The following is a 23,375-nucleotide window of genomic DNA, read 5'->3' on the forward strand; positions in this document are numbered from 1 at the left end:
TGGTGGTTTAATAAATTACCTTAGTGATTAACGTAATTCAGCTGGCCACTCTTTCTTAACGCGCTCTTCAACGAACTCGTCTTTGGCTGCTTTCATTGCGTCTAAGTCAAGACCCGCAAGCGGTTGTACTTTTGCTTTAGTATCATACTTAGCTGCGTCGTACACATATTCAGCTGCATACTTAGCGAGTAAGGCATCAGCTTCGATGAGTGCCGCATCCAAAATAGTATTGGCCTTAGTTAGCAAGCGTTTAGCTTCATCTGGATTATGCGCCGCGATACCGTGTGAAGCGGTTGCGCTGTCCCAGAACCACTGCGCGTTACGCACTTGACCTAACAGGCTGTTCATCTCAGTAGCAAGTTCGTTTCCAGCAGTAAGTGCGCCTTCATAGGCCGCTTTAGCTTCGCCAATCGTTTTGCCTGCCTCTAGACCTTCGATACCATTTGCCGCCCAAATTGCTTGTGCTTTAAAGTGGACTTCGGTTAGGCGAGGGTCGGTACCCTTGGCTGTAAAACGTAGGGTGTTGATTTCAGCTTTACGCTCAGCCACTATCGTTTCTAGTCGTTCAGCACTATGACAAGTTTTACAGTCAGCCGGTAGCTTGGCTGCATCAAATGTGACTTTATGGTTTGAGTACTCTTGGCCTTCAGAGTTAGTCGATTTAGGCATATGACATGTATTACAGCTAAACTCTAAATGGCTGCTCATTACATGGGTAGTTCGGTCTGACATGTTTTCAAACTCAGGGTGCTGCGCTTTTAGCGACGGCGAACCAGAGATAGCGTTAGTCCAATCTTTAAAGTTAATGTTGTCGTAGAAAGCTAACTGAGCTTCTGCTGCGAAACCTTTATATAGATTGTCAGTTCCTTTGTAGTCAACAACGCTTGCGTAATCGGTGTCAACACCTGGTACCCAATGATCCCACGGGTAGCGTACTTTCTTAGAGTCTCCGCCATCGAAGTAGTATTCTACGTGACACTGAGCGCAAGTTTGACCTGCTTGAGTAGTGTGGTCTTGAGCCGCGAAAGTTAGCGCAACTTTATCCATTGCGCGCTCTGTATATGGACGGCTTAGGCGTAGTGTATTTTCGCCCAATTCATGACAGTCGGCGCAGCCAATGACGTTAGACATCTCTTCGCCCCAAACGGACCAGCCGTTGTCAGCAAATGTTCCTTCGCCAACTTCGTCATACATACGAGCTACGTCAGGAGACTTACAAGACCAGCAACTCGCTTTCATTGCTTCACCGACAACAACACCGTCATGACCTACAAGAGGGGCACCGGTACGAAGCGTTTTGATAATGTCGGTTAATGCAAACTGATGACCGCGAGCACGGTTGTAATCTTTAGCAAAACCGTAACCAGCCCACGCACTCACTAGGTTTGGATTTGTTTCCAATAAGTCAGTCGGTACGCCTGTGTCAGGGTTAGTGTCTGCAGTTTCAAGCCAAGTAGTATGTTGGTCAGGGAAGGTTTCTTTCCAGTTATCACTGTTGTAAAAGTCAGGCTCAACGGGATCTACAGGATCAACTGGATCTACAGGTTCAGCGACACAAGTATTGGTGCTTGGATCTAAAATAGTGCCATCACTACATATTTTAGTTGAATCATCATCGCTATTACAACCCGATAATGCGGTCATTACGGCTACAGCGATAGCAAGTTTTTGTAATCTCATCATTACTCCTTTAAATAACTACATTGGTCATCTTGATTTTAATTTTAATTTTTTGCTTATTTAGATTTTACTTATTTTGGTTTGGTGTTTTTTTACAATATTCATATGTTGCGAAATATATTATAAACATCAATCAAACTCATCAGATTTAATTGATGTTGAACGAGGGTATTATTAACATGATGGTTGTTGTGGCCATACTTTTTATTAACGACAACGTGAGTGTGATCAATGATTTTACAAAAGTGAGTTATTAATAAAATAAGAAAAATCTAACAAATACCTAGTTAGAGGTACTCTTAAATAGGTATTAGAGTGTAGTGTCTATCAGGTTTTTACTTGTAAGCCATTGTTCTAATTTAGCAGATGGCATTTGCTAGCGGGACGGTATATTTTGTTTTTCGTAGCTTAATTGTTGCGTTGTGGTTGTTATAGCCGGCTATAAAGAAGGGTTTACAAATAACATATATCTTAATGATTTATTTTTACACTATTAGTTATTCTTGAATAGTATTTTTATCGTGTTACTTTTTCAAGGTGGATAACTCGGTCTTTTTATATTTAATGCATTACTTTTATTTTCTGGCTTTGATAGTTGTTGCTTTATATTTATTTATGGATTGGTGGCTAGCGTTTTAAACTTCAGGTGCGTTGTGAATTAGTGACTAAGTTTTATTTGTCATTTCTAATATATGACACCTTAAAATAGATTGTATTAAAGTACTTTTAGCGTAACTATAGCCGTTTTTATTTTATATAATCGATAACTTACGGCTAAAACAACGCAGATCCCTGCGGGAGCGCTGAGAGCATAGAATTGAAACTGGTTGAATAACAGCGCACCTATGGTGCCACCACTGATAAAGCCAGCGATAATAAGTAAAAACAGCACAGCTTTTCGTTTATCAAAAGCCTCGCCTTTGAACCATCCCCCCAGCATTATCCCAAGATCTGTAAATATCCCAGTGACATGTGTTGTTCTGACGATGGCCCCACTATAAGTTGTGGCTAATGCATTCTGAAGTCCACAGGCGGCAGATGCCATATAGTGACCAAAGTAGGTTCCGCCCTGCAGAAAGTAGATACTGCAAAGCAACAGTAAGGCTTCGATAATAAGCAAGGTGTCGTAATGACGGCCGAGTTTAACTGAACTACCAGAAAGCAGTGCACCAGATAATGCAGCACCGAGCATAAAACTGATAAGGAGCCCGAGCAGGTGGAGTAACACCTTAGGTGACGAGTTCAATAACTGCGTGCCGACAAGTGTGGCTGTGCCAGATAGGTGGGATACCGATTGATGCTCAAACCCCATTAACCCAATCGCATTGATACAGCCTGCTGTCAGCGCAAGAATAAAGGCGCCATATTCGACCCATTTGGGTAATTTTGATATCAAATGAACTCCAGATTCGAGCACGGTAAGTCGATGATTTTTTTTGCTGAGAGCGTAATGGCCAGTGTATATAGCGTAGATACTAATAGTGCCATGTCGCAATGTGTGAAGGTTGATTTAAACATCAAAGCGGTTTGTTTTCGCAGTGAGTATTTTACCGCCTATCGAGGGGTTCAACTGTTTAGTCGATCGCAAACCCGCAGTTATTCGTCGCTAACTTATCGCTAGGGCTAATAAGGGTGTGAATATTCACCTAGCCCCAGCCCAATATCTGAATCGTTTAGTCGCCTGTTTTATGGCGAGCAATCGCGGCATTGATAAATTCATATTCTCCGATAAGGTTAAGCGAATGTGAATGTTGGCCAGTGTGAACTAAGCCACAGTTTGTTGTTGGGTGATTGCAATACCATCTAGTTATTGGCGTAGGCCAATAACTAGGGCAGCGATGAACAATGGCTGTTTCATATATATCCGTTGATTAGGCTGATTTATGTCCAGACCAAAAAAATGTCGACACTTATCCTGTTGCGCACCCTATAGCCTGTTTAAACCTAATGGTGTTCCGTCCGTCGAACTGGAAAAAATTCAGCTCGACGCGGATGAGTTTGAGGCATTGAGTTTGGGTGACGTGAAGAAGATGAGCCAACTCGACGCCGCGGCATCGATGGGGATCTCACGGCAAACATTTGGTTATTTACTCGCGAGTGCACGGCAAAAAGTGGCAACGGCTATCACTCAAGGTCACGGGCTGGTGTTGCCGCAATCGACAAATACCAATAAAGAGGTTTTATGATTATTGCAATACCAATGAGTCGAGGTCGACTCGCAGGCCACTTTACTAAAGCACAGCGTATTGGCTTTTTTAATGAATATCATCATCTGGTGACGAGTTTTGACAACCCGGCACTCGCCGGCAGTTGTAGTGCTAAAAAAGCGATGTTGACGCTAATCAAAGAGCAAAAAGTCGATATTGTGATGGTGCAAAATATTGGCGAACGCATGCTGGGTAAATTACTCGATGCTGGAATAAGCGTGAGTCAAGGTGATAGCGCTTTAGGGATTGAGCAGCTATTAACAAGCTGTAGCGATATTAACCTTCGACTGGTTAATGCATCAGAGGGCAGAGCCTCGCTTAATCATCTAAAAAAGGGGTTGTTGCAGTGGTAGCACCGGAGGATGCGGTTGTGGTAGCCATACCGAGCCACGACATATTTTGAGCCAAGACAGTAAACTGGCTGCAGGGTCAGAAGGCGCGAAGCTCAATTACGCTGGCTTTAGAGTGATAAATTAACTGTCGATATTGCCTGTTGAAATAACAAATTACATCAGTCTTTAACGTTGGCAGTGGCGAACAATAGGCACTGCCACAGCTCACTATCACCTTTCTGGTGCAGAGGTATTCGTCATCTTTTTGCGCAGTATTTGGATTAACGTTGGCGCGATTGACGCTAGGATCATGCTGGCCATCAATAAGTACTGATGCGGGGTAAATGATTCACCAAGTAACACCATGCCGCTAACAATGCCTGCGATAGGGTTGGCAATACCACCAAAGGTGAAGTCAACCACCGTCATGCGCTGTAATAACCACACATACATGATGTAACCAAGCACGGTATTAAGCAGAATTATCCAGCTTAAGCCAAAGCCATTAGTCATACTAAACTGCTGTATGGCTGTGACGTATTGTTCTGGAGCGAACTGTGCGTGAATTGCAGCAGCAATTAACAGCAAGGTGCCGCCAATAATGAGTTGCCAAGTGAGTACCGTCCACCAATGTATGCGTGTGCCGAGTGCTTTAATGATGGTGCTACCGACGACAATACAGCTAATAGCAGCAAGCATAGCCAGCAATCCCACTGGGTTTAAACTGATCGCGCTGGGGTCAAATAGCATCCAAGCCAATATGATCAATATGGCGCCAAATATTGCTTGCAAAGAGCTCGGGCGCTTCTTGTTGATCGCCCAATGAAATAGCATGGCAAACACCGGCACCGAAATCATTCCCACACCGGAAATCGCTGAGGGTAACGTTAGCGCCATGATAAAAATTAGACTAAAGAACAGGGCGATATTGATAGCACCGAGCTTAATCAATACTGGCCAATCTGCTTTTTTGGGGAGACTCGGCTTGATAGCCAATAGCACAAGGCCCGCAGGAAGAGCACGCAGCGCACCGAGTAGTAAGGGTGGCCAGTCGGGTAATGAAAACTGGGTCATCGCATAAGTTGTCCCCCAGAAAAAGGCGGGGATCATGGCCAGAAAAATATTCATAGACTACCTTTGTGTTAAGTATCTTTACGTGAAGATATATAGCAATTGTGAACCTGTAATTTATTTTTGTAAAGTATCTTTTTATAAAGTATCTTTACGTTAAGTTTTATTGGCCTGCATTTAGCCGGTTAAAGAATAGAGTATGGTGTGATATGGATGATATCGATAAAGTTGCCGCACAATGGGCTGAAGAAAAGCCACATCTAGCAACGCTACCAATGGAGATTTTTGGACGCATTATGCGTTTACAAAAACATATCGAGGCAGAAATCACGGCTTGCCATAAACAATATGGCTTAACATTGGGGGAGTTTGATGTGCTCGCGACACTGCGTCGCAGCGGCGAACCGTTTAATTTAACCCCTTCAGCCCTGTTGTCGTCGATGATGCTGACTTCAGGTGCTATGACAAATCGCTTAGATAGACTTGAATCTAAGGGCTTTATTGAACGTATGCACTGCACTGAAGATCGCCGTAGTGTTTCGGTGGGATTAACGGCAAAAGGGTTAAGTACCATAGATGAAGCGATTGAAGAACATGTACGTATTCAGCATAAACTCGTAGAGCAGCTTTCAGATGCAGAAAAACCACAATTAAATCAATTACTCAAAATCTGGTTAGCCGCTTTTGAAGGCGTGCAGTAGCAGCTCGCCCTCTGTTTAAAAAGAGGGCGGGAGTTAACCTTTGTGGCCGCAAGCTAAACGAGATTTAGCACCCACCCCATAAGGGTAAATGAGACGAGTAACAGTACAAATAAAATCGCCAATAAGCGCCATTGCATCACTTGCTTTAACATCACAAATTCAGGGAAACTGACGGCAACGGTGCTCATACAAAATGCCAATGTGGTTCCTAATGGCACGCCTTGTCGTAATAAGCTTTCCAATATGGGAATGACCCCAGTCGCGTTGGCATACAGTGGGATCCCCATTAATACCGCAACAGGAACTGACCACCATTGGCCATCACCTAAATTGGCTTCTAACCAGCCAGCAGGTACAAAGCCATGCAGCGCCGCACCTATGCCTACGCCGATAATGACCCACTTCCAAACTCGGCCAAAAATCTCAACCGTTTCAGACTTAGCAAATTGATGGCGTTGTTGCCAGCTTATGGCAGTTGACTTAGCTGGTGATCCCGACGTCGATAAGCTTATGCTGCTGTCGTTGCTAGAGTGTTGCTGTCCCATGGCATAGGCTTTGGCTGCTAAAGGTTGCAACCAACGTTCGGCTTTCAATAAGTCCAGCAGCGCGCCGCCGAACATGCCAATCGCCACGCCAGTGAGCAGGTAAATTAAGGTGACCTTTAGCCCTAACAGACTAAACAGTAATAAAATGGCCACTTCATTAATCAGCGGCGATGTCAGTAAGAACGCCATGGTGATGCCGATGGGAATACCAGCAGAGGTAAAGCCAAGAAACACTGGAATACTGGAACAGGAGCAAAAAGGGGTGATAGCCCCAAAACCAGAACCTAAACCATAACCGATAATTTTAGGTTTTCCGGCTAAGTAGCCACGCACTCGCTCGACATTGAGTGAGGCGCGTAGCCAGCCAATGGCGTAAATCATCACGATAAGCAGGGCAAATATCTTGCTGGTGTCTTCAACAAAAAAATGTACAGCCTGGCCAAGCTGGGTTTGGCTGGATAAACCTAGCAGATCATAAACCAGCCAATCGGCAAGTACTGAAAACCAAATCAACATGGTTTACCTCGCTAAAGGGGTGAGATAAAGCCAGCAATAGTCACTAGCTTAAAGATGGTTATCTATAGACGATTACTGAGCGTTGTTAGCTTGATTTATCAGCTGCTCAATTTCAATATGCGATGGCACGCTGCCAGCGCTGACGACGGTGCCATCAATCACGATTGCAGGCGTCGACATAACAGCATAATCCATAATGGCTGCCATTTCGGTGACTTTTTCAAGCTCAAAATCTACCGCAAGGCGCTGGGCAACTTGCTCAACATCGGCGGCTAAATTGGTACATTTTTTACAACCACTTCCTAGAATTTCGATTTTCATAGCGTGACCTTATTTTTAATGAACTTAATTGGATAAATGCTTGGCAAATTGAGAACTGTTTAACAGGGCTTAAGCAATGCAGCTTGGGCTTTGGCATTCTTTTCCAATACCGCCTCAACACAGGCAAACATTTTTAACAGGCAGGGGGTTTCGAGGCGATAGAAGATCTGTTTTCCATCGCGGCGGCTACTGACAATTCCAGCCTGCTTTAATACTGATAAATGTTTAGATACCGTTGAAATATCGGCGTTAACGCCATCAGTGAGACCGCAAACGCAATGCTCTTGCTGTTGCAATTGTTCTAACAGCCATAGACGTGTTGGATGTGCCATAGCTTTGAGCACTGCTGCACGGGCATTGAGCCGCAGTAGTTCTTGTGCTGTCATACAATGTCCAGATTAAACCCGAAAGGTCTGTGAGTTACTTGAGTTTGTCATTTGGCGAAATAACCAAGTGACTTGATGGCAGTAGTCTATTTAATCATTCTTTTGAATGTCGTGACGGAGGTAACACTTTAACAGTGGTTTTTAAGCGATATGGAGTGTAGTCATTGATTTTGTGTGGGTTATCTTATTTTAACGCCAATATGCTAATAAGACTTAGAAAGGGTAGCGCCTGGCGTGTGGGGTGGAGAGCTAAATGGCTGACTCTCTACCCACAAACAAGCTTCCCTCGTTAGGCTGACTCATATTGAGTGACATATTGAGTGGCCATCGGGGATGAGTTGTTGGTTATTGCTGCAACTGCGCTTTGGCCGCTTCAACTTTAGAGAAGTCTAAACCAAGCTCGGTAACGGCTTCTTTGATTAGGGTCGGAGTTTGCATAACCAAGCCCATCATCTGCTGCAGCTTCTCTGCAGGGATACCTAACTGGCCAACGGTCGCCATCGCCATCATTGGGTTTTCAGTCAGTGTCTGGAACAATTCACTGATTTGTGTGTCACTGATATTGTGTTCTTTTAAGATCGCAAGAATCGGATTCATTGAACTACCTTATAGGTTAATTTATGTAAAATAGGGGTGGATACTACCACACTCCTAACGCTTAAGTTGCTCGGAATAATTGATTGAAATTATATTCAGTACATCATCCTAAAATGCTGAAAAACTTCCAAACTTATGCTGCTTTTTTACTCTTTAAAGAGCGTTAGCAGAAGTGATAAATGTTGTAAAAATGGTTTGATATCAATTGACTCCATAGATGGAGGCTACTTAATAATTAGAAACAAAGGACTGGCTCGATGTCTTTTTCGGAACAAAACAGCTTACTAGCGCACAGGGGTGACCTTTTCTCTGCAGCCATCATGGAGCCTTTGGAGTGATTCTGTTTATGCGGCACTGTTAAATTGGCAATTTAAAGAGGAAGCCGTTGCTGGGCGATTGACTATAATTAGCGCAATTATAATCAAAACCACCTTTTAGCAAGGGTATAGGTAGCCGCAGATGAAAATGAATATAGAAAAGTTACAGATGCTGTATAGCTTGGAGAAAAGCTTATTAAAGGCCGAAATAAAACAGCAAAGAAAAGCGGCGTTACTGCTCGCAATCTCTATAGCCTTTTTTGCACTGACAGTGTTAGCCATTAATGTGGCTATCTATTTAAACATTGCCGAGCTGGGGATCTATGCGCAAAAAGCGTGGTGGTTAGTGGTGTTGAATGGCATTTTGACTTTGATCCCAGCCACCATGTTACTGCTTCATTCTAAAAATGATTCAGGCAACGAGACTGCTATAGAAATTAGAGATGCATTAGCAGATGCACTTAAGACTGACTTAGAAGCTTCGGCGATGGATGTCGCGGTGACGATTGAGCGGATGCATAAAATAGGTAAAGATATTAAAACCTTTAGTGAAGGTGGCATAGGGGCACTGGTGCCGATTGTAAAATTGGCGACTGAAATCGTCGCCGCCAAAAAAGCGGAGTCTTGACCGCAGGCGAGATACTGCAAAGTTGTTGTTAAGCTATTTTGGGAACATAAAAAACGCCGCATAATGCGGCGTTTGTATTGTTAATAAATGGCTTATTCAGCTTTACATTTTAGCTTGGGTAATGCGCGCTCTTCATCACTGTTTTGCAGCCTCAAAATGCATAGATCCCCTTGAATAAACAGCTGTACCATTTGTGGCATCTCATAGTTTCGCCCCATAATTAACTGACCGCTTGGATCTTTATGGGACTTCCACTCAACGGCCAGTAAACTGCTTTGAGTAAATGCAGTTGGGCTTATTGTTATCTCGTTTGCCTTGAGTAAATAGGACATGGCCTCAGCAAGTTGGCGAGTACTATAACTATCAGGTGATAGCAGCAGCGCAGGCACTGCTTTTGTGTCATTTTCAGCAGATGCACTGCACCCCATTAAGCCAATTGTTAGGGCAGTGCCTAATGCTAGTTTAAGCATTACAAAGCTCCCTTAATATCGGTGATGATACGGTTATTCTGCCACAGCGTTTGATTTCGCTCATCTTTTAACATAAAGCCTTCATCAACGAACTCGCTTGCTGCTGAAGAGCGTGCAGTGCTTGTTGCAATCGTAGGGCAGCGCTCATTATCTCGATAATAAAGTGCGGCGCTTAATAGGCGCTCATCTGTATCGCCCAGAGCATGGCCTAAATCATCATCAAGCATACAACCTTGAACTTCACTGGCGAGTGTTGGGCTTGTCGATGGCACAAAACCGTCAGAGTATTCGCCAAAGCCTTTGTCGTTCACACCTTTAAATTGAATAGTAAAGTAGGTAGTTTCGCAGTTGGGAGTTGGGTAAAAACCATAAGGTTTACCGCAGGTTGTGCCGCCAATTTGAATGACTTCAATATCCACACCACGCAAGCCGTTCATTAGCGCTTCACTGGCAGAACACGTCCCCGCCGTTGTTAAAACATACACACGTTTAAGGTCCAATGTCGGTAGTGGACTGCCGGCTGCAAGCAGGCCTGTATTAAAGCCAAGGGATTCGTCTATAAATGGCATTGGCGATAAAGACTGATTAGTTACTGGGTTAACGTTAGGATATTTGTCGTTAAAGTTGGTTTTTTCAAAAGTGCGTTCGGCAGTCGCCTCTTCACCGGCAATCATGTACCCCAGCTGGCTTGCCATCGCCAGCAATCCGCCGCCGTTATATCTAAGATCGATGACCAGATCATCCACACCCGCTTGGCTTAATATGGTTAGTGCATCAAAGAGTCCACGCTCTGCAGTAGCGATGTGAGCGTTAAACTGCAGGTAACCGACTTTACCGCTAGTGGTTTGAATGGTTTTAGTATTCTGCACTGGGGTCGAGACAATCGTTTGTGCCGTTAGTGTTACTGTACGGTCGAGTGCTGCGCCAAGATCTCTAATGGTAAACGTGGTTTGCTTACCATTCTGGCTTGGAAATAGGCCTGCATTTAATATGTCGATACTGGCGCTATCATTGGCATCTTGTACACTAACGCCATCAATTTCGACAATCACCGCGCCGCGCGTCACATTGTTTTCGCTTGCGGGAGAGTCTGGTTCATTATAAGTGACTGTTACTTTGCGGGCAGCGCTTTGGGAGCCGTTAGTGAGTTCGAAGTTGATACCGTAACCTACTGAGGCGCCTGATTGATTCAGCGCATTCCATTCATCGGTAGACATCGAGAAGTGGAAATTGTCTTTTCTACTGCCGGAATCCGATAACTCGTCTGTTAGCAAAAGATCAAAATACTCTGCAACTGAATATGGGGCGGGATCGCGGTCGATAATCTCACTATACCAAAGGTAAGTATCATCACTCCAGGAGCGGAGCCAAAGCTTTTCTGTCAAAGTGTTACCGGTTTGGTTAGCACTGCATTGGTTAGCTAAACTTGCGTCACTAGCGAACTGACCTTGCACCCAAGTTGGGGTAACAGAGCCACCTGTTGCTGGTGGTTCTATTGAGTCGCTTCCAGTAGAACCTCCTCCGCCACAGGCGGACAAACCAAGACTTGCGGCAATAACCAACGGCAGTAGCTTTGTAGAGTACAGCATCATAAATAATCCTTCATTTATCTAATATAGTTAACAAGATAGAGTACGGTGCGATATTTATTTCAACTGTATTACAAGTTGGCTTATTTGTAATCTAAAATCGTTTTAATGTTAGGGAAATGTATTTAAGTGTCCGGCTAAGAGTATCCTTGGCTGGAGCGACAAATAGCGGCAGGGGAATTGCGTCGAGTGGTTTAGATGCCGGCATTAAATCAGTGGCTAAGCTAAAAAGGGTGAGCGTCTTCCATGACACTCAAATAAGGTTATAAACGTTTGGGTTGATGGATTTTTTATTGTAGTGTTTAGCCATATGGTAACCAGTGTCGATCACTTTAGGCTTCGCACGGCGGTTTATATCCCGCAAGGGTGTGAGGGGTGACTCAAGAGCCCTTACATCAAACGTTGAAGCTGATAATACTCCACTGTGTGTACACGTGTCTAGTTGGTGTTAGTTCAATCGCTGATAAATTGTACGTATGCCGTTTCACGATAGCTATAACGAGTAACAGATAAGGCAATCTATGGAATATCCTTCATTATCGAGCAATATTATCCAGCTTATCGGTCATACCGATCTACTGCGGATCGGCAGTTTATCGACCCTCAGCGGCTGTGAAATTCTAATCAAATGTGAGCAGCAAAATCCCGGTGGTTCGATTAAAGATCGCGCTGCACTGCAGTTGGTCACAGATGCTATAGAGAGCGGCAAACTCAAACCCGGAATGACGATAGTGGAAGGCACTGCGGGTAACACGGGTATCGGTTTGGCGCTGGTGGCTAAAGCGCTGGGGTTTAACATGCTGGTGGTGATGCCTAAGGGGCAAGCGCCTGAGAAAGAGCAGATGATCACGCTCTATGGCGCCAAGTTGATGTTGGTTGATGCTTGTCCATTTGCCAACCCTGACCATTTTTATCATACCGCCAAGCGACTTGCTGAGGGCAATGACGATTATTGGTGGGCTGATCAATTTGAAAATACCAGTAATGCTAAAGCGCATTATCTACATACTGGGCCTGAAATTTGGCAACAAACCAATGGTCACGTCGACGCATTGGTCTCAGTTGCAGGCACCGGCGGCACTATTGCCGGTAACTCTCGTTATCTATCCGAGCAAAACCCGGCACTGCAAACATGGTTGGTTGACCCTGACGGTTCGGGCATATATGCCTACCTTAAAACGGGTCAATATGCAGCAAGTGGCAGTTCGTTTACCGAAGGGATTGGAATAATGCGCTTGGTTGAAAACTTCAGACAAGCAAAAATCGATAAAGCGATAACCTTGCCTGATCTCGACCTTATTGCCATCGCACATCACGTGCAAGAGCAAGACGGTATCGTGCTTGGTAGTAGTTCTGCCCTCAATATCGCTGGGGCACTCTACGCCGCGGCTAAAATGGGCAAAGGCAATACCATTGTGACTTTCTATTGCGACGTGGCCGAGCGATCGTCATCTAAACTGTATAGTGAGCAGTACCTTGCAAGCAAAGGCTTTAACCAGCCGATAGAGTCGCTCGAGGATATGTTTCGGCGTTATAAAAACCAACCGAATGCAGCGGTGGTGAAGGTGGCCCATTAAAACCCATCGCGCCGCGTGTTTTTGGGGATAAACAACAAGCTGGTATCGATGTTAGCGACACAAGGTATACTTAGGCCAATATTTTGTGGCTTGTGTGAGTTGATATGATTATTTTCACCACTAATTTTGGCGATATTGAGATAGAACTTAATTTTGAAAAGGCGCCAGTAAGCGCGAAAAACTTTATTAAGTATTGTGAAGATGGCTTTTACGAGGGCACTATTTTCCATCGGGTGATTAAAGGCTTTATGGCGCAAGGCGGTGGCTTTACTGCCGAAATGGAAGAAAAGCCAACTCGGGCAGCCATTGTCAATGAAGCCAACAGAGGACTTAAAAACCTTAGAGGCACTATCGCGATGGCGCGTACTGATGCGCCGCATTCAGCCACAGGGCAGTTTTTTATTAATCTAGGCGACAATGCATTTCTTGATTATACCGCCACCACCAATGTCGGCTGGGGATATGCTGTATTTGGTAAGGTAACAGCGGGCATGGATGTTGTGACTAAGATGGGTAGAGCGAAAACGGCTTCGCAAGCGGGTCATGATGATGTGCCTAGAGAGCAGATCATTATCGAAAAAGTCACCCTTAAAGATTGATCACAGTTCCTCAATCAATTGCTAATTAGAGCGCTATATCAATAGCGCTTTTTTGATGTTGCAAGCTTAGTTAACGACATCGCCTTGCCAAACATCACTCCTACAACGCTGCTTATAACCAGGCTGATAACGGCTTGCTGAAAGCTCAAATCTGATGCTCTGCTTTGTATAAACAACATAAACAGAAATATCAGTACCGCAAAAGCTTGTGCCGTTTTTATGAAGGATTGATCTTTATTCACGGTGGGGAGCTTAGCTTTCATCGACGTTACCCGTCGATAGCTTATTGCTAGCCAGCGTTTCTTCAGGCCTTTTTGAAGCAATAACCAAACTGGCGCACTGAGTGTGAGTAGCAATAAACTGCTGAGGTTCCATAAACAGGGGATGATGCCGCTGCACTCTGGGCAAACGTAGCCAAACCAATGGCCAAAAGCGTTGCCATTGCTCCACAAGCTGCCTGGGTTCATTGCGTTGCAATGTGGGCAGGGAACCACTTGTCTGGATAACAGTGGTTCCTTGCTATCTTTTTCGATGAGAGTGACTTTAGGAAGTCGCTGACCCAATATTAATTCATTAATCGCCAACATGGGGTTAATGGTTCGAAATAGCAATAATGGGCTCGGAAGCTGTAGGATCTGATACTTACTTTTGTCATATTGCATCTAAACTCCCTGTCAATCTGAGTTATCAGGATCTCGTTATCGGTCTCGCGTGCATTTATTACACACAAGCATTAATACGGTTACGACCATCGGCTTTGGCGCGATAAAGTGCGGTATCTGCAGCGCATAGTAAGGCAGTACTGGTTCTGAACTGACCATTAATTTCACTAGCGTGTCCTTGGCTCACACTGACCGAAACAGACGCATCTAAACCTATATCCATATAGCTTAAGTCGTTAATGTTCTTTTGGATCAGTCGTGCAGTTTGCGCTACCTGGCTAGCATTGCTGTTAGGCAGAATAATGGCAAACTCTTCACCACCATAACGCGCGGCAGTACAATCAAGATCAGGCAGCGAACTTTCGATAGCTTTGGCAATTTTTTGTAAACAGTAGTCACCAAGAATATGGCCGTATTTGTCGTTAAAAGATTTAAAGTGGTCAATATCGATGATCAATACGCTGACGGGGCGATTTTTATCGGTACAGCTTTGCCAATGGTTTTGTAGCTCAGCATCAAACACGCGACGGTTGGCCAATTTGGTTAAGCAGTCGGTGGATGCCCATTGATGCAGTTGCTTATATTCGGCGCGATATTTAGTCAAATCTCTAATCACAATGGCAAATAGCGGCGTGCTCAAGGCAAAATGTGTTATCGATACCTCGACATCTTTGCTGGCATCGTTTGCTAGTCGCAGTGTGGTCTCTGCGGGGGCGTGGTTTAACGGACGGGCGCCGGTACGTGATTCAATAATCATTTTTTGGTAAAGGGTTTTTTGTGGTTCCATTAAATAGGTTTGCCACTGCTGGCCAATCAATGTCGGTGACGTTGTTGGCTCATCAGCTTCCAGAGCATCAGCGAGTAAGAGATCGATAGCATGTTCGTTGATGAGTTGAATCGTACCGTGTTCATCAACGACCACTACCGCTTCCATTAATAAGCTAACTAACATCTTAAGCGGTTGCAGCTCAGCGCTCGGCAGTTGATGAGTGGTTTTTAGCGGACTAGAAGACACTGTTTTGCTAGCTGTCTTACTGGTGGTATTAATAGCATTAGCAGATGATGCTGAGTTTAAAGCCCTATTAGAAACAGTATCAGTTGGAGTCAGCAACATAGCAAATATCCCTTTAATGAATTTAACGCTAAGCTCGCGTTTATTATGGAGTTACTTTAGCTAAAGGGATTAAATTTAACCTTTCGGTAATCTTCTTGTTTAAGTTGTTGTTACTATTTGCTTTTATTTTTATTGGTGATAGATCCAAGTCATTCGAAAGTACTGGTAATGGTCGCCATCATGTACAAAGGTATTAGTTTGTCGCTAGTTGGGATGATTGGTTAGGCGTTAAATGCTAGGTGCTAGGTGCTAGGTGCTAGGTGCTAGGTGTTAGATGCTAGGTGTTAGATGCTAGGTGCTAGGTGCTAGGTGCTAGGTGCTAGGTGCTAGGTGTTAGGTGCGGTAAAAATATGGCGGAGGAAATAGACTAAGAAATATAGCCTGCCAATGTTAATCAGCACCGAGTTCGGACTGCTTTCTCATGCTCCCGTTGGCACATTAGCAAGAGCTAAGCCTTTACTGTGAACACCTGCGACGCACTTTTCGATGAGTTGCCAGCACTTTAAAAACTAGTTAATGGAATTTCTGGGCTAGGGGTGTAATGCATGGCTATAGGATTTCCCCTTACACCACTTGCCGCCTTGATGCTGCCTTTTAAACTCACAGGCCAAAAATATGGCCAGCCATTGTTAATCGCACATTTTCAGACAACCGACTAAACTTGAGTCATGAGTTTATGTAAGAGGTAGGTATGGCACGTCCACGAAGTACGCAAGTTAGCCTTGAAGACACCCCTTTTTACCACTGTTGTAGCCGGGTGGTTCGGCAAGCATTTCTCTGTGGTGACGATAAATACACTGGTAAAAACTATGACCACCGACGCGGCTGGGTTGAAACGCAAATACTCAAGCTGACAGAGGTATTTGCCATCGATGTAGCGGCTTACGCAGTGATGAGTAATCACCTTCATGTTGTGCTCTATATTGATATTGAAACGGTTAATAGATGGTCAGATAGAGAAGTCGTAGAGCAGTGGCATAAATGCTTTAATGGAACACCGTTGACGCAAAAATTTGTTAAAGGAGAGGTGATTGACGACTACTTAGTTGCTCAACTAAAACACTCTATCGCAACTTATCGCTCAAGGCTTTGTGATATCAGCTGGTTTATGCGTTGCCTCAATGAGCCAATCGCACGTCAAGCTAACTTTGAAGACAACTGCACTGGGCATTTTTGGGAAGGGCGATTCAAAAGCCAAGCGCTACTAGATGAAGCCGCGGTACTGGCCTGCATGACCTATGTAGAGCTCAATCCCATTAGGGCCAAAATGGCGACCACGCCTGAAGAGTCAGATTATACCAGTCTGCAACTGCGTGTTAAGGCGGCATTAAACGGTGAGCAACCAACAAACTTACTGCCATTTATTGGTAACGAGCATAAACATCAACCTAAAGGTGTCGCATTCAGCCTGAATGATTATCTTGAATTGGTTGACGAAACAGGGCGAATTATTCGCGCTGATAAGAGAGGGGCAATATCAGCTAATGCACAAAAAATATTGCATCGACTGAATATTCCTACTGCCAACTGGCTGAAAATAACCACCGAGTTTGGGAGTCTTTTTCACGGTCCCGTTGGAACATTGCAGGAGTTAAGCACATACTGCGAACACTTAAATAAAAGGCGACGGCACTTTTCGAGTAGTTGTCAGTACCTTCAATAAGGTTAGGTTCTACCTCAATACTCCAAGGCAACTTTCTCTGTAAATAAACAGAGCTGAAATCCCGCATCTGTAAATCAACATTTTCCCAGTAAATCAATCATTTCTTACTCTTAGCGCAAGTTATAGCCGCCTTCAAAGCCTCAACATCATAGTTGAAAGATTCAGAGTCTTAGTATTTTGCCATTCGCTTCGTATGTTATTGATTAACAATGGGTGGCTATATTTATTCCGAGTTTGGGAGTCTTTTTCACGGTCCCGTTGGAACATTGCAGGAGTTAAGCACATACTGCGAACACTTAAATAAAAGGCGACGGCACTTTTCGAGTAGTTGTCAGTACCTTCAATAAGGTTAGGTTCTACCTCAATACTCCAAGGCCACTTTCTCTGTAAATAAACAGAGCTGAAATCCCGCATCTGTAAATCAACATTTTCCCGGTAAATCAATCATTTCTTACCCTTAGCGCAAGTTATAGCCGCCTTCAAAGCCTCAACATCATAGTTGAAATATTCAGAGTCTTAGTATTTTGCTATTCGCTTCGTATGTTATTGATTAACAGTGGGTGGCTATATTTATTTTTTGTTGCTATTCGCTTCGTATGTTATTGATTAACAGTGGGTGGCTATATTTATTTTGATGTAAAGTCCTTTTTAAACGGATCTGGGTAATTTATCAATGCAAAAAAGATGAGGCAGAGGTGCCTCATCTTTTGGGGTTAACTATGGGGGCCATGGTTATTGTTTTGCCATGGTTAATTGGTTATTTAAAGATATGGCTGTCCCATCTTTTAGTTAATCTTGCTTAAGTCTGTCCACGGCTAATTATTACTGGATCAGGGCTTAATAGCATTAGACTATTTTGGCTGTTTGATAATACGAAGCGAAAACTCGCCTTGCCGACAATCTTATCTAGATCGAGCAGGTTTATCTGCTGGCCATTACCTTGAAGCCAAACATCATCAATGACCTTATTGAACGGTCTTTCAAAGGCGGCGCCGACAAATTTCAATCCTCTATCGGTATTATCTATTAGCTTATATGTGATGGTTTGCTCTTGCGTAACAATAAAATCACCAGTAACTGGTTGATTGTTTATATCAGTGTAATTAAATTCCGGTACGTTGTTGGCCAAGGTTACTATCAGGTTAAACTCTACGATGTTGGATGTATCAGACATTTCATCTTCCTTTGATTTAGTGGGGGAGTTGGTTATTCAAAAACATGTTTCGATTTAATTGATCCTATCGGCTAGTCATCAAAATTTATCAACTTTAATACCATTACTTTTTAGTCTACTACTTAATTCTGATTGACTGTCTAATTCACCAAGGCAGGCTAAAGCCCTTGCGTAGACGATAGCAAATCTAGGACTTTGGTTTATTTTTACGATATTCTTCATTCGTTGTTTTGCTTGATAGCATTTCTGCATACTTATGGGAGAGATGATTGTGTTTTTAGCGATCTGAACTTGCAACAGTTCACTGGCGGATAACTTATTAAGGTAAAGCCTATTCGCTGGTTGCCTTTCCACAATAATTTCAAAAAAGTGCGTCGACTTCGCTGCGTGTAATGCGCTTTGTTTATAATCCTTATTTTTAAGGTAAAAAGTCGCTGCAGCAAAATGATATTTTGCCCAAACAATGTCAACTTGTATAGATTTTTTAAATGATTGATCAGCTTCGAGCATTGCAGCAATCTGTATTGGTCGATACTCTTTAGGCAAGCTTTGAGAGTCATCGATAAATATTTGCATAATAAAAAAGGTGTTATATTGCTGTAGCCGCCAGAGTTTATTTTCAGGGTCATGTTTTAATGCCTCTGTTATAGCTTGATAGCTCAATTGAGCCTGATTATAAGCATCTTTATCACGGCCAAGATAATGAAATAAAGTTGCAAGTAGGTGATGACTTCCTGCTAATCTTTCTAAGGTATAAGGGTCATTAATATTACTAGTGTTTAATTGCTGTTGGATTTTCCGGTGTATTTTTATAGCTGCATGAATATCGCCCTGTGCCAGCACTGCTCGAGCCAGCCACGAACGTGTATTGGCAACATCTGCAATTAGTTGAGAGTTGGTTGTATCTTTAGTTAGCGCTTGTAGATTTAATTCTAACGAAGCCTCAAATCCCTTACGCGCATTAGCAAAGTCCTGTAGCTCCATCGACACCGACCCTAGCGTACTCTGCGCATAGGACAACTCCATCAAGGCATCATTATCCTCTGGCGCGATATCAAACATGCTCTGGCTGTAGGCGAGATATTTTTCAAACCACACTCTTGCCGCGTCCCAGTCGCTTTTATCGTAATCGAGCTGGCCTATCCAAAAGGCATTGGCGCCTAAGGTTTTAAGCAGCTCTAAATTGTGTGGCTGCTGATTTAATAACGCGGTTAACTTGCTGCGGGCGGCATGAAAGGCGCTGCTGGCCTCATCGAGTTTATTACGTGAATAGGCTACTTCGCCCATGGCCTCTAAGGTTTGCGCATGTTGGAAGTTAGCGTCAAAGCCAAGGTTGTTATCGTAGCTTTTTTTACCGGCGAGGTTGGCGTCGGTAAAGTATTCTAACGCTTTATTGCTGATGCCATCGAGCAGATCCATACGGCCGATGCCGCGCATCTTGTCGGCGAAATCCCCCACCATAAAGCCGAGCAGGTTCTCTGCCGCCAAGCGCTTTTGCTGGGCGACCTTTTCCGCTTGGTTACTCTTGATACTCATCATTAGCGACAGCACAGACAAAATGCACAGCGTTGCTATGGTGAGGCGTTTACGCCAGCGCTTTAGCTGCTGTTGTTGGGCTGAGGCGGCAATGAGCTCGCGCTCTTGGGGCTCGATGGCAAACAGGGGGTTTTGCTGCAGGGTTTGCGCCTCTTTGAGCGGTTTGCCGCCCGCGAGCAGATAGGCACTGTTTTTGTGCTCTTTGCGCCAGCGTTTGGCAAGGTGATATAAACGGCTTTTTATCTGCAAGTCACTGAGATGCGCCTCTATCCAGCTGGTGGCACGGGGCCAGCGGCGTAATAGCGCTTCGTGGGCGATGCTAAAGCAGGGTTCTCCATTTTGCAGGTGGGAGACAAACAGTCGGCTGTCGACCATGGCTTGCACCAGGGCATGTGCTGACTCGGTCTGTAGCTGTGACCAGCGGGCGGTGCGGCTGGTGATGGATATTTCGTCTTCCCTTAAGGTGATCAGCAGGGACAGTACCTGTGGCAGGCAGGCTTTTTGCTCAGCGGTTAAGCTATTAACCGCGTCTTCGGCGTTTTTACCGATGGCGCCCTCGATGCCGCCGAGCTCTTTATAGACTGACACTTGCAGTTGATTATCGGCGCTGCGCTTTAGATATAATGCCTGCAACATATATTGCAGCATCGGCAGCGCATCTGGGTTGCTGGCGGCCTCGCTGCAAAGCAGTTGGTCTAGCGGCATGGCAGTGTCGGGGTCGTTGTCCCAGCTTAGGTTGGCGGCAATGGCAGGCAGACGGATCATCTGCAACAGCTCGCTGCGAGAGGGCGGCGCTAAATCGAAATGAGCGCCGCGGCTTTTGCCCGCCATTAAGGTGGGGAAGTTCACCAGCAGCGGGTAAAACTCATTGCGGCAAGCACTGAGTATCAATACGGTGCCCGAGGTGGCCAAGTGCTCGATAAGCTCGACAAATTGATGGCGTTCATCATCGTTAAACAAGGGGGACGACAGTAAAATTTCTAGTCTGTCGATAAACAGCGAGAAATGGGTAAAGCCCTCGGTTTGTGCTTTTAGTGCTTGCTGGCATAGCTTAATGACGGCATTGGGCTTATTGATCAAGCTGGTGGCCAGTGTGTCGGCACTATAACCATCAAACACCGGCAGCTCGTTTATCTCCCAGTCGAGCATGGCACTGGCCAGCTCAATAAACAGCTGTGAACCGCTAACATCGGCAAAATCGAGCTCGCTATAGGAGGCGACTTTGACACTGTTGTAACCGGCGGTGGTCATTAAATTAGGCATTACGCCGGCATTGATGAGCGATGACTTACCGCTGCCGCTAGGGCCAAGGGTCAGGCAAAAGGCTCTGCCGTATTTAATTTGCTGGCTTATTCTATCCAGCAAGACGCTGATCTGTTTACCGCGGCCAAAGAAGACGTCGGCATAGTCGGCACCATAGGCTTGTAGGCCGGGAAAGGGTGAACCACTTTGCCAACTCTGATGGTCGGCGACTTTTTCTTGGCCAATGGGAAAGCGTACTTCAGCTAAGGTGCGATAACCGCGTTTACGAATGGTTTCAATGAATATGGGGGAGGTTGCGCTGTCGCCGAGTGCGCGGCGTATTTGATTGATGATTTTATGTAGCGGGTTGTCACCCACATCGGTGTTGGGCCAGCAATGGTTAACAATGTCATCGCTACTTAATACTTCACCTGCGCGTTGGCACAGTAGTGTTAGCACATCCATGGCTTTGGGTTCTAGCTGCTTGACCTGTTTACCGGCGCGCAAGCTATTAGCGCTGGGATCAATTTGCCATTCACCGAAGAAAAAAGTGGTATCACTCATAGTTTCATTCCATTGGTTCTATAGGGCGATGCATAACCGCTTAGCACTCAATCAGTCCTATTGGGTTTAGCCTGAAGCTAATAAAAATGAATTCTGAAATCAGGCATTTAAAGACTAAAGCGTCAATGATTATGTCACCGTTTAGGATGTAATAGAAGAGTGTGGCTTGTTATTTTAATGTTTATTTTGTCGGCGTTATTAAGATGTGTTGAAGATGACTTTTATAGGGCGTTAAATCGATCCTACGGCTACAAAATTAACGCGTATTTTTATTGAGGAGCTAGCACTAACAGGGCTTTTGAAGTTAGTGGGTCTTTACTTTTATCTCGAAGTGTTCGATATTTAAAGCGCTATAGAATTAATCCGTCGTCAATGGAGGACGTTATGTCAGTATTAACAATCGGTTTTTTGCTGCTGCTTTTAGGGATCGCCTTTATGGGAATGCCCGATCTTAACCGTACGCTTAAGCAACACGACAGGGAGCAGTGGAATACTTTGCTAGGTTATCAAGGCGCATTTATGGCGCCTTTCGATAGGTTGACATTGTTTAGCTGGACCTTGAGTCGTCGCTTTGAGGGATCTGACAATATCGATATTCAGTACGCTGGTTACCAAGCTTTTAAGCAGGCGACTCGGGTTAAATACACCCTGTTAGTTGGCATTTCGCTGATTATTATTGGGTCTATTACCTCTTTGTTAGGCTATTAATCGGCAGCATTAACGACGCTAGGCAACACCTTGCGCTGCTTAGTCTTATTGGTTTGATTTAATTTGCCGCTGCTATGGTGGCGGCTGTTGTCTTTTTTGCCAAAATGCACTCTGTGGCCAGCGTTGCTCCTCATTATAGAAATAGGCTTTCTGGCCTAAGTATTGGATGAAGTTACTGGCCACGCTATTGCGATATTGATTGATGGTTTGCGCATCATCATTGAGCCAATCGGTAATCGCGGCGGCGGCATCAATGCCATTGTTAAGCGCTTTATAAATTCCTTGTGAACTGATGGGGTCAAAGCTAGATGCGGCATCGCCCACGGCGAGCCAATGTTCGGCTGCCGGTGGATCCATAATGGCGGATTGAGCGACCCAGGTATGCAGGCGACTTGGTGCAGCTTGATTGATAATCGGCTTGATGTGTAGCGTCTGCTGCATTGCTTGTTGCCAGTGAACACTACTTTTGAGCTGTTTCTGTTGAATCGTTGCGGGATCGGTGGCGACGGTAACGATCACCTGTTTGTTGGGCAGGTGGGCTAGATACCACCAGCCATAATCGACCGCTTCAAGCAGTGTCATTTGCCGATAACTGTTGGCCGAACTAATGTTGCTGGCGTCAAAGTATGCACTGACCGCCACTAGCTGATCTTCAATATTTGCTTTGGCGTCAAACTGGCGTGCCACTTTGGCACTGCGGCCGCTGGCATCAACAATGAAGCGGCACCTTAGCTCAGCATTGTTACGCAATGTAACCTTTATCGGGTAGGCGTGCTTATCACGGATCAGGCTTGCAAAATGGGTGTTTTTCAGCAGTGCCCCGCCTCTTTTTTGCAGTTGCAGCGCTAAAAACTTATCGAAAGAGGCTCGGTTTAAATGCCAGCCATGGCCCTGTGGATTAAAGAGGTAGTCGTTAAACCCTAACTGATCACTACCCCAACTTGAATAACTGCCTAAACAGGGAGCATGTTTTTGCGCAGTGAATGCGTCCCAGATCCCTAGTTTTTCTAACAGTTGACGGCTATCGGGTGGAATGCTCTCGCCAATACGCGGCGCAGTGTAATCACTGGCCTCGATGACAAGAGTATTGCTAACCCCTAGGTTGTGCAACGCAATTGCCGTTGCACAACCTGCGGGCCCCCCTCCGACGATAATGACGTCATAGAGTGGTTGCAT

22 protein-coding genes and 1 pseudogene are annotated in these 23,375 nt (G+C 44.8%); 9 read left to right on the plus strand and 14 right to left on the minus strand.

All coding sequences use genetic code 11. From position 1 onward, the window contains the following. Positions 1–27: 27 nt before the first annotated feature. Complete coding sequence (locus tag L2755_RS03130) at positions 28–1,680, minus strand: ammonia-forming cytochrome c nitrite reductase subunit c552 (RefSeq protein WP_248979303.1); 1,653 nt, start codon at positions 1,678–1,680, stop codon at positions 28–30. Positions 1,681–2,395: 715 nt separating this feature from the next. Further along, positions 2,396–3,076: a YoaK family protein gene (locus tag L2755_RS03135; RefSeq protein WP_248979304.1), complete on the minus strand. Its 681-nt coding sequence runs from the start codon at positions 3,074–3,076 to the stop codon at positions 2,396–2,398. 487 nt (positions 3,077–3,563) lie between these two features. Between L2755_RS03135 and L2755_RS03140 the strand changes: the two genes are divergently transcribed. Beyond that, complete coding sequence (locus tag L2755_RS03140; RefSeq protein WP_248979305.1) at positions 3,564–3,866, plus strand: DUF134 domain-containing protein; 303 nt, start codon at positions 3,564–3,566, stop codon at positions 3,864–3,866. Next, entirely contained in the window at positions 3,863–4,240 is a 378-nt protein-coding gene (locus L2755_RS03145) for a NifB/NifX family molybdenum-iron cluster-binding protein (protein ID WP_428847773.1), read from the plus strand. The genes L2755_RS03140 and L2755_RS03145 overlap by 4 nt, the downstream gene beginning before the upstream one ends. Positions 4,241–4,450: 210 nt before the next feature. On the opposite strand, the gene L2755_RS03150 is transcribed toward L2755_RS03145, so the two are convergent. Continuing rightward, positions 4,451–5,347: a DMT family transporter gene (locus L2755_RS03150; RefSeq protein ID WP_248979306.1), complete on the minus strand. Its 897-nt coding sequence runs from the start codon at positions 5,345–5,347 to the stop codon at positions 4,451–4,453. A 152-nt stretch (positions 5,348–5,499) separates the two neighbouring features. Between L2755_RS03150 and L2755_RS03155 the strand changes: the two genes are divergently transcribed. Continuing rightward, entirely contained in the window at positions 5,500–5,991 is a 492-nt protein-coding gene (locus tag L2755_RS03155; RefSeq protein ID WP_248979307.1) for a MarR family winged helix-turn-helix transcriptional regulator, read from the plus strand. 53 nt (positions 5,992–6,044) lie between these two features. Here L2755_RS03155 and L2755_RS03160 read toward each other — a convergent pair whose 3' ends face one another. From L2755_RS03160 to L2755_RS03175, 4 genes are all read right to left on the minus strand, one after another. Further along, a complete protein-coding gene (locus L2755_RS03160; RefSeq protein ID WP_248979308.1) occupies positions 6,045–7,052 on the minus strand; it encodes a permease in 1,008 nt (335 codons plus the stop codon). 72 nt (positions 7,053–7,124) lie between these two features. Continuing rightward, positions 7,125–7,373: a thioredoxin family protein gene (locus L2755_RS03165; protein WP_248979309.1), complete on the minus strand. Its 249-nt coding sequence runs from the start codon at positions 7,371–7,373 to the stop codon at positions 7,125–7,127. 59 nt (positions 7,374–7,432) lie between these two features. After that, entirely contained in the window at positions 7,433–7,759 is a 327-nt protein-coding gene (locus tag L2755_RS03170; protein WP_248979310.1) for an ArsR/SmtB family transcription factor, read from the minus strand. Positions 7,760–8,104: 345 nt separating this feature from the next. Further along, positions 8,105–8,356, minus strand: coding sequence for a DUF2999 family protein (locus tag L2755_RS03175; RefSeq protein ID WP_202286539.1), 252 nt, complete (start codon positions 8,354–8,356; stop codon positions 8,105–8,107). A gap of 459 nt (positions 8,357–8,815) precedes the next feature. On the opposite strand from L2755_RS03175, the gene L2755_RS03180 reads away from it, so the two are divergent. Then, positions 8,816–9,301: a hypothetical protein gene (locus L2755_RS03180; RefSeq protein ID WP_248979311.1), complete on the plus strand. Its 486-nt coding sequence runs from the start codon at positions 8,816–8,818 to the stop codon at positions 9,299–9,301. 92 nt (positions 9,302–9,393) lie between these two features. On the opposite strand, the gene L2755_RS03185 is transcribed toward L2755_RS03180, so the two are convergent. Then, entirely contained in the window at positions 9,394–9,771 is a 378-nt protein-coding gene (locus tag L2755_RS03185) for a hypothetical protein (protein ID WP_248979312.1), read from the minus strand. Continuing rightward, entirely contained in the window at positions 9,771–11,363 is a 1,593-nt protein-coding gene (locus L2755_RS03190; RefSeq protein WP_248979313.1) for a S41 family peptidase, read from the minus strand. Before L2755_RS03190 ends, L2755_RS03185 begins: the two co-directional genes overlap by 1 nt. 518 nt (positions 11,364–11,881) lie before the next feature. Here L2755_RS03190 and L2755_RS03195 point away from each other — a divergent pair. Further along, complete coding sequence (locus L2755_RS03195) at positions 11,882–12,937, plus strand: cysteine synthase A (RefSeq protein WP_248979314.1); 1,056 nt, start codon at positions 11,882–11,884, stop codon at positions 12,935–12,937. Positions 12,938–13,041: 104 nt separating this feature from the next. Beyond that, entirely contained in the window at positions 13,042–13,536 is a 495-nt protein-coding gene (locus tag L2755_RS03200; RefSeq protein ID WP_248979315.1) for a peptidylprolyl isomerase, read from the plus strand. A gap of 38 nt (positions 13,537–13,574) precedes the next feature. Here the strand turns inward: L2755_RS03200 and L2755_RS03205 are convergent, their stop codons facing one another. Next, positions 13,575–14,198, minus strand: coding sequence for a hypothetical protein (locus tag L2755_RS03205; protein WP_248979316.1), 624 nt, complete (start codon positions 14,196–14,198; stop codon positions 13,575–13,577). Between the two features lie 58 nt (positions 14,199–14,256). Beyond that, positions 14,257–15,312, minus strand: coding sequence for a GGDEF domain-containing protein (locus L2755_RS03210; protein ID WP_248979317.1), 1,056 nt, complete (start codon positions 15,310–15,312; stop codon positions 14,257–14,259). A gap of 691 nt (positions 15,313–16,003) precedes the next feature. Here L2755_RS03210 and L2755_RS03215 point away from each other — a divergent pair. Both L2755_RS03215 and L2755_RS03220 read left to right on the plus strand, forming a co-directional pair. Further along, positions 16,004–16,975 (plus strand): transposase, encoded by a 972-nt coding sequence (locus L2755_RS03215; protein ID WP_248979318.1) that lies wholly within the window; start codon positions 16,004–16,006, stop codon positions 16,973–16,975. A 221-nt stretch (positions 16,976–17,196) separates the two neighbouring features. Continuing rightward, a pseudogene (locus tag L2755_RS03220) lies at positions 17,197–17,322 on the plus strand (transposase); the annotation flags it as partial. Positions 17,323–17,774: 452 nt separating this feature from the next. Here the strand turns inward: L2755_RS03220 and L2755_RS03225 are convergent. Then, on the minus strand, positions 17,775–18,149 hold the full coding sequence (locus L2755_RS03225; RefSeq protein WP_248979319.1) for a DP-EP family protein: 375 nt from the start codon (positions 18,147–18,149) through the stop codon (positions 17,775–17,777). Between the two features lie 78 nt (positions 18,150–18,227). After that, a complete protein-coding gene (locus L2755_RS03230; protein WP_248979320.1) occupies positions 18,228–21,491 on the minus strand; it encodes an nSTAND1 domain-containing NTPase in 3,264 nt (1,087 codons plus the stop codon). A gap of 384 nt (positions 21,492–21,875) precedes the next feature. On the opposite strand from L2755_RS03230, the gene L2755_RS03235 reads away from it, so the two are divergent. Next, positions 21,876–22,199: a hypothetical protein gene (locus L2755_RS03235; protein WP_248979321.1), complete on the plus strand. Its 324-nt coding sequence runs from the start codon at positions 21,876–21,878 to the stop codon at positions 22,197–22,199. A gap of 72 nt (positions 22,200–22,271) precedes the next feature. On the opposite strand, the gene L2755_RS03240 is transcribed toward L2755_RS03235, so the two are convergent. Beyond that, the gene (locus L2755_RS03240) at positions 22,272–23,375 is read right to left on the minus strand and encodes an FAD-dependent monooxygenase (protein WP_248979322.1); all 1,104 of its coding nucleotides are present in this window, start codon (positions 23,373–23,375) and stop codon (positions 22,272–22,274) included.

Source organism: Shewanella abyssi, from assembly GCF_023284025.1.
Lineage (GTDB): Bacteria > Pseudomonadota > Gammaproteobacteria > Enterobacterales > Shewanellaceae > Shewanella > Shewanella abyssi.

Coding starts and splice junctions, on each gene's coding strand:
- L2755_RS03130 (WP_248979303.1), bottom strand. CDS start 1,680: ATGAGATTACAAAAACTTGCTATCGCTGTAGCCGTAATGACCGCATTA.
- L2755_RS03140 (WP_248979305.1), top strand. CDS start 3,564: ATGTCCAGACCAAAAAAATGTCGACACTTATCCTGTTGCGCACCCTAT.
- L2755_RS03145 (WP_428847773.1), top strand. CDS start 3,863: ATGATTATTGCAATACCAATGAGTCGAGGTCGACTCGCAGGCCACTTT.
- L2755_RS03150 (WP_248979306.1), bottom strand. CDS start 5,347: ATGAATATTTTTCTGGCCATGATCCCCGCCTTTTTCTGGGGGACAACT.
- L2755_RS03155 (WP_248979307.1), top strand. CDS start 5,500: ATGGATGATATCGATAAAGTTGCCGCACAATGGGCTGAAGAAAAGCCA.
- L2755_RS03160 (WP_248979308.1), bottom strand. CDS start 7,052: ATGTTGATTTGGTTTTCAGTACTTGCCGATTGGCTGGTTTATGATCTG.
- L2755_RS03165 (WP_248979309.1), bottom strand. CDS start 7,373: ATGAAAATCGAAATTCTAGGAAGTGGTTGTAAAAAATGTACCAATTTA.
- L2755_RS03170 (WP_248979310.1), bottom strand. CDS start 7,759: ATGACAGCACAAGAACTACTGCGGCTCAATGCCCGTGCAGCAGTGCTC.
- L2755_RS03175 (WP_202286539.1), bottom strand. CDS start 8,356: ATGAATCCGATTCTTGCGATCTTAAAAGAACACAATATCAGTGACACA.
- L2755_RS03180 (WP_248979311.1), top strand. CDS start 8,816: ATGAAAATGAATATAGAAAAGTTACAGATGCTGTATAGCTTGGAGAAA.
- L2755_RS03185 (WP_248979312.1), bottom strand. CDS start 9,771: ATGCTTAAACTAGCATTAGGCACTGCCCTAACAATTGGCTTAATGGGG.
- L2755_RS03190 (WP_248979313.1), bottom strand. CDS start 11,363: ATGATGCTGTACTCTACAAAGCTACTGCCGTTGGTTATTGCCGCAAGT.
- L2755_RS03195 (WP_248979314.1), top strand. CDS start 11,882: ATGGAATATCCTTCATTATCGAGCAATATTATCCAGCTTATCGGTCAT.
- L2755_RS03200 (WP_248979315.1), top strand. CDS start 13,042: ATGATTATTTTCACCACTAATTTTGGCGATATTGAGATAGAACTTAAT.
- L2755_RS03205 (WP_248979316.1), bottom strand. CDS start 14,198: ATGCAATATGACAAAAGTAAGTATCAGATCCTACAGCTTCCGAGCCCA.
- L2755_RS03210 (WP_248979317.1), bottom strand. CDS start 15,312: ATGTTGCTGACTCCAACTGATACTGTTTCTAATAGGGCTTTAAACTCA.
- L2755_RS03215 (WP_248979318.1), top strand. CDS start 16,004: ATGGCACGTCCACGAAGTACGCAAGTTAGCCTTGAAGACACCCCTTTT.
- L2755_RS03225 (WP_248979319.1), bottom strand. CDS start 18,149: ATGTCTGATACATCCAACATCGTAGAGTTTAACCTGATAGTAACCTTG.
- L2755_RS03230 (WP_248979320.1), bottom strand. CDS start 21,491: ATGAGTGATACCACTTTTTTCTTCGGTGAATGGCAAATTGATCCCAGC.
- L2755_RS03235 (WP_248979321.1), top strand. CDS start 21,876: ATGTCAGTATTAACAATCGGTTTTTTGCTGCTGCTTTTAGGGATCGCC.
- L2755_RS03240 (WP_248979322.1), bottom strand. CDS start 23,375: ATGCAACCACTCTATGACGTCATTATCGTCGGAGGGGGGCCCGCAGGT.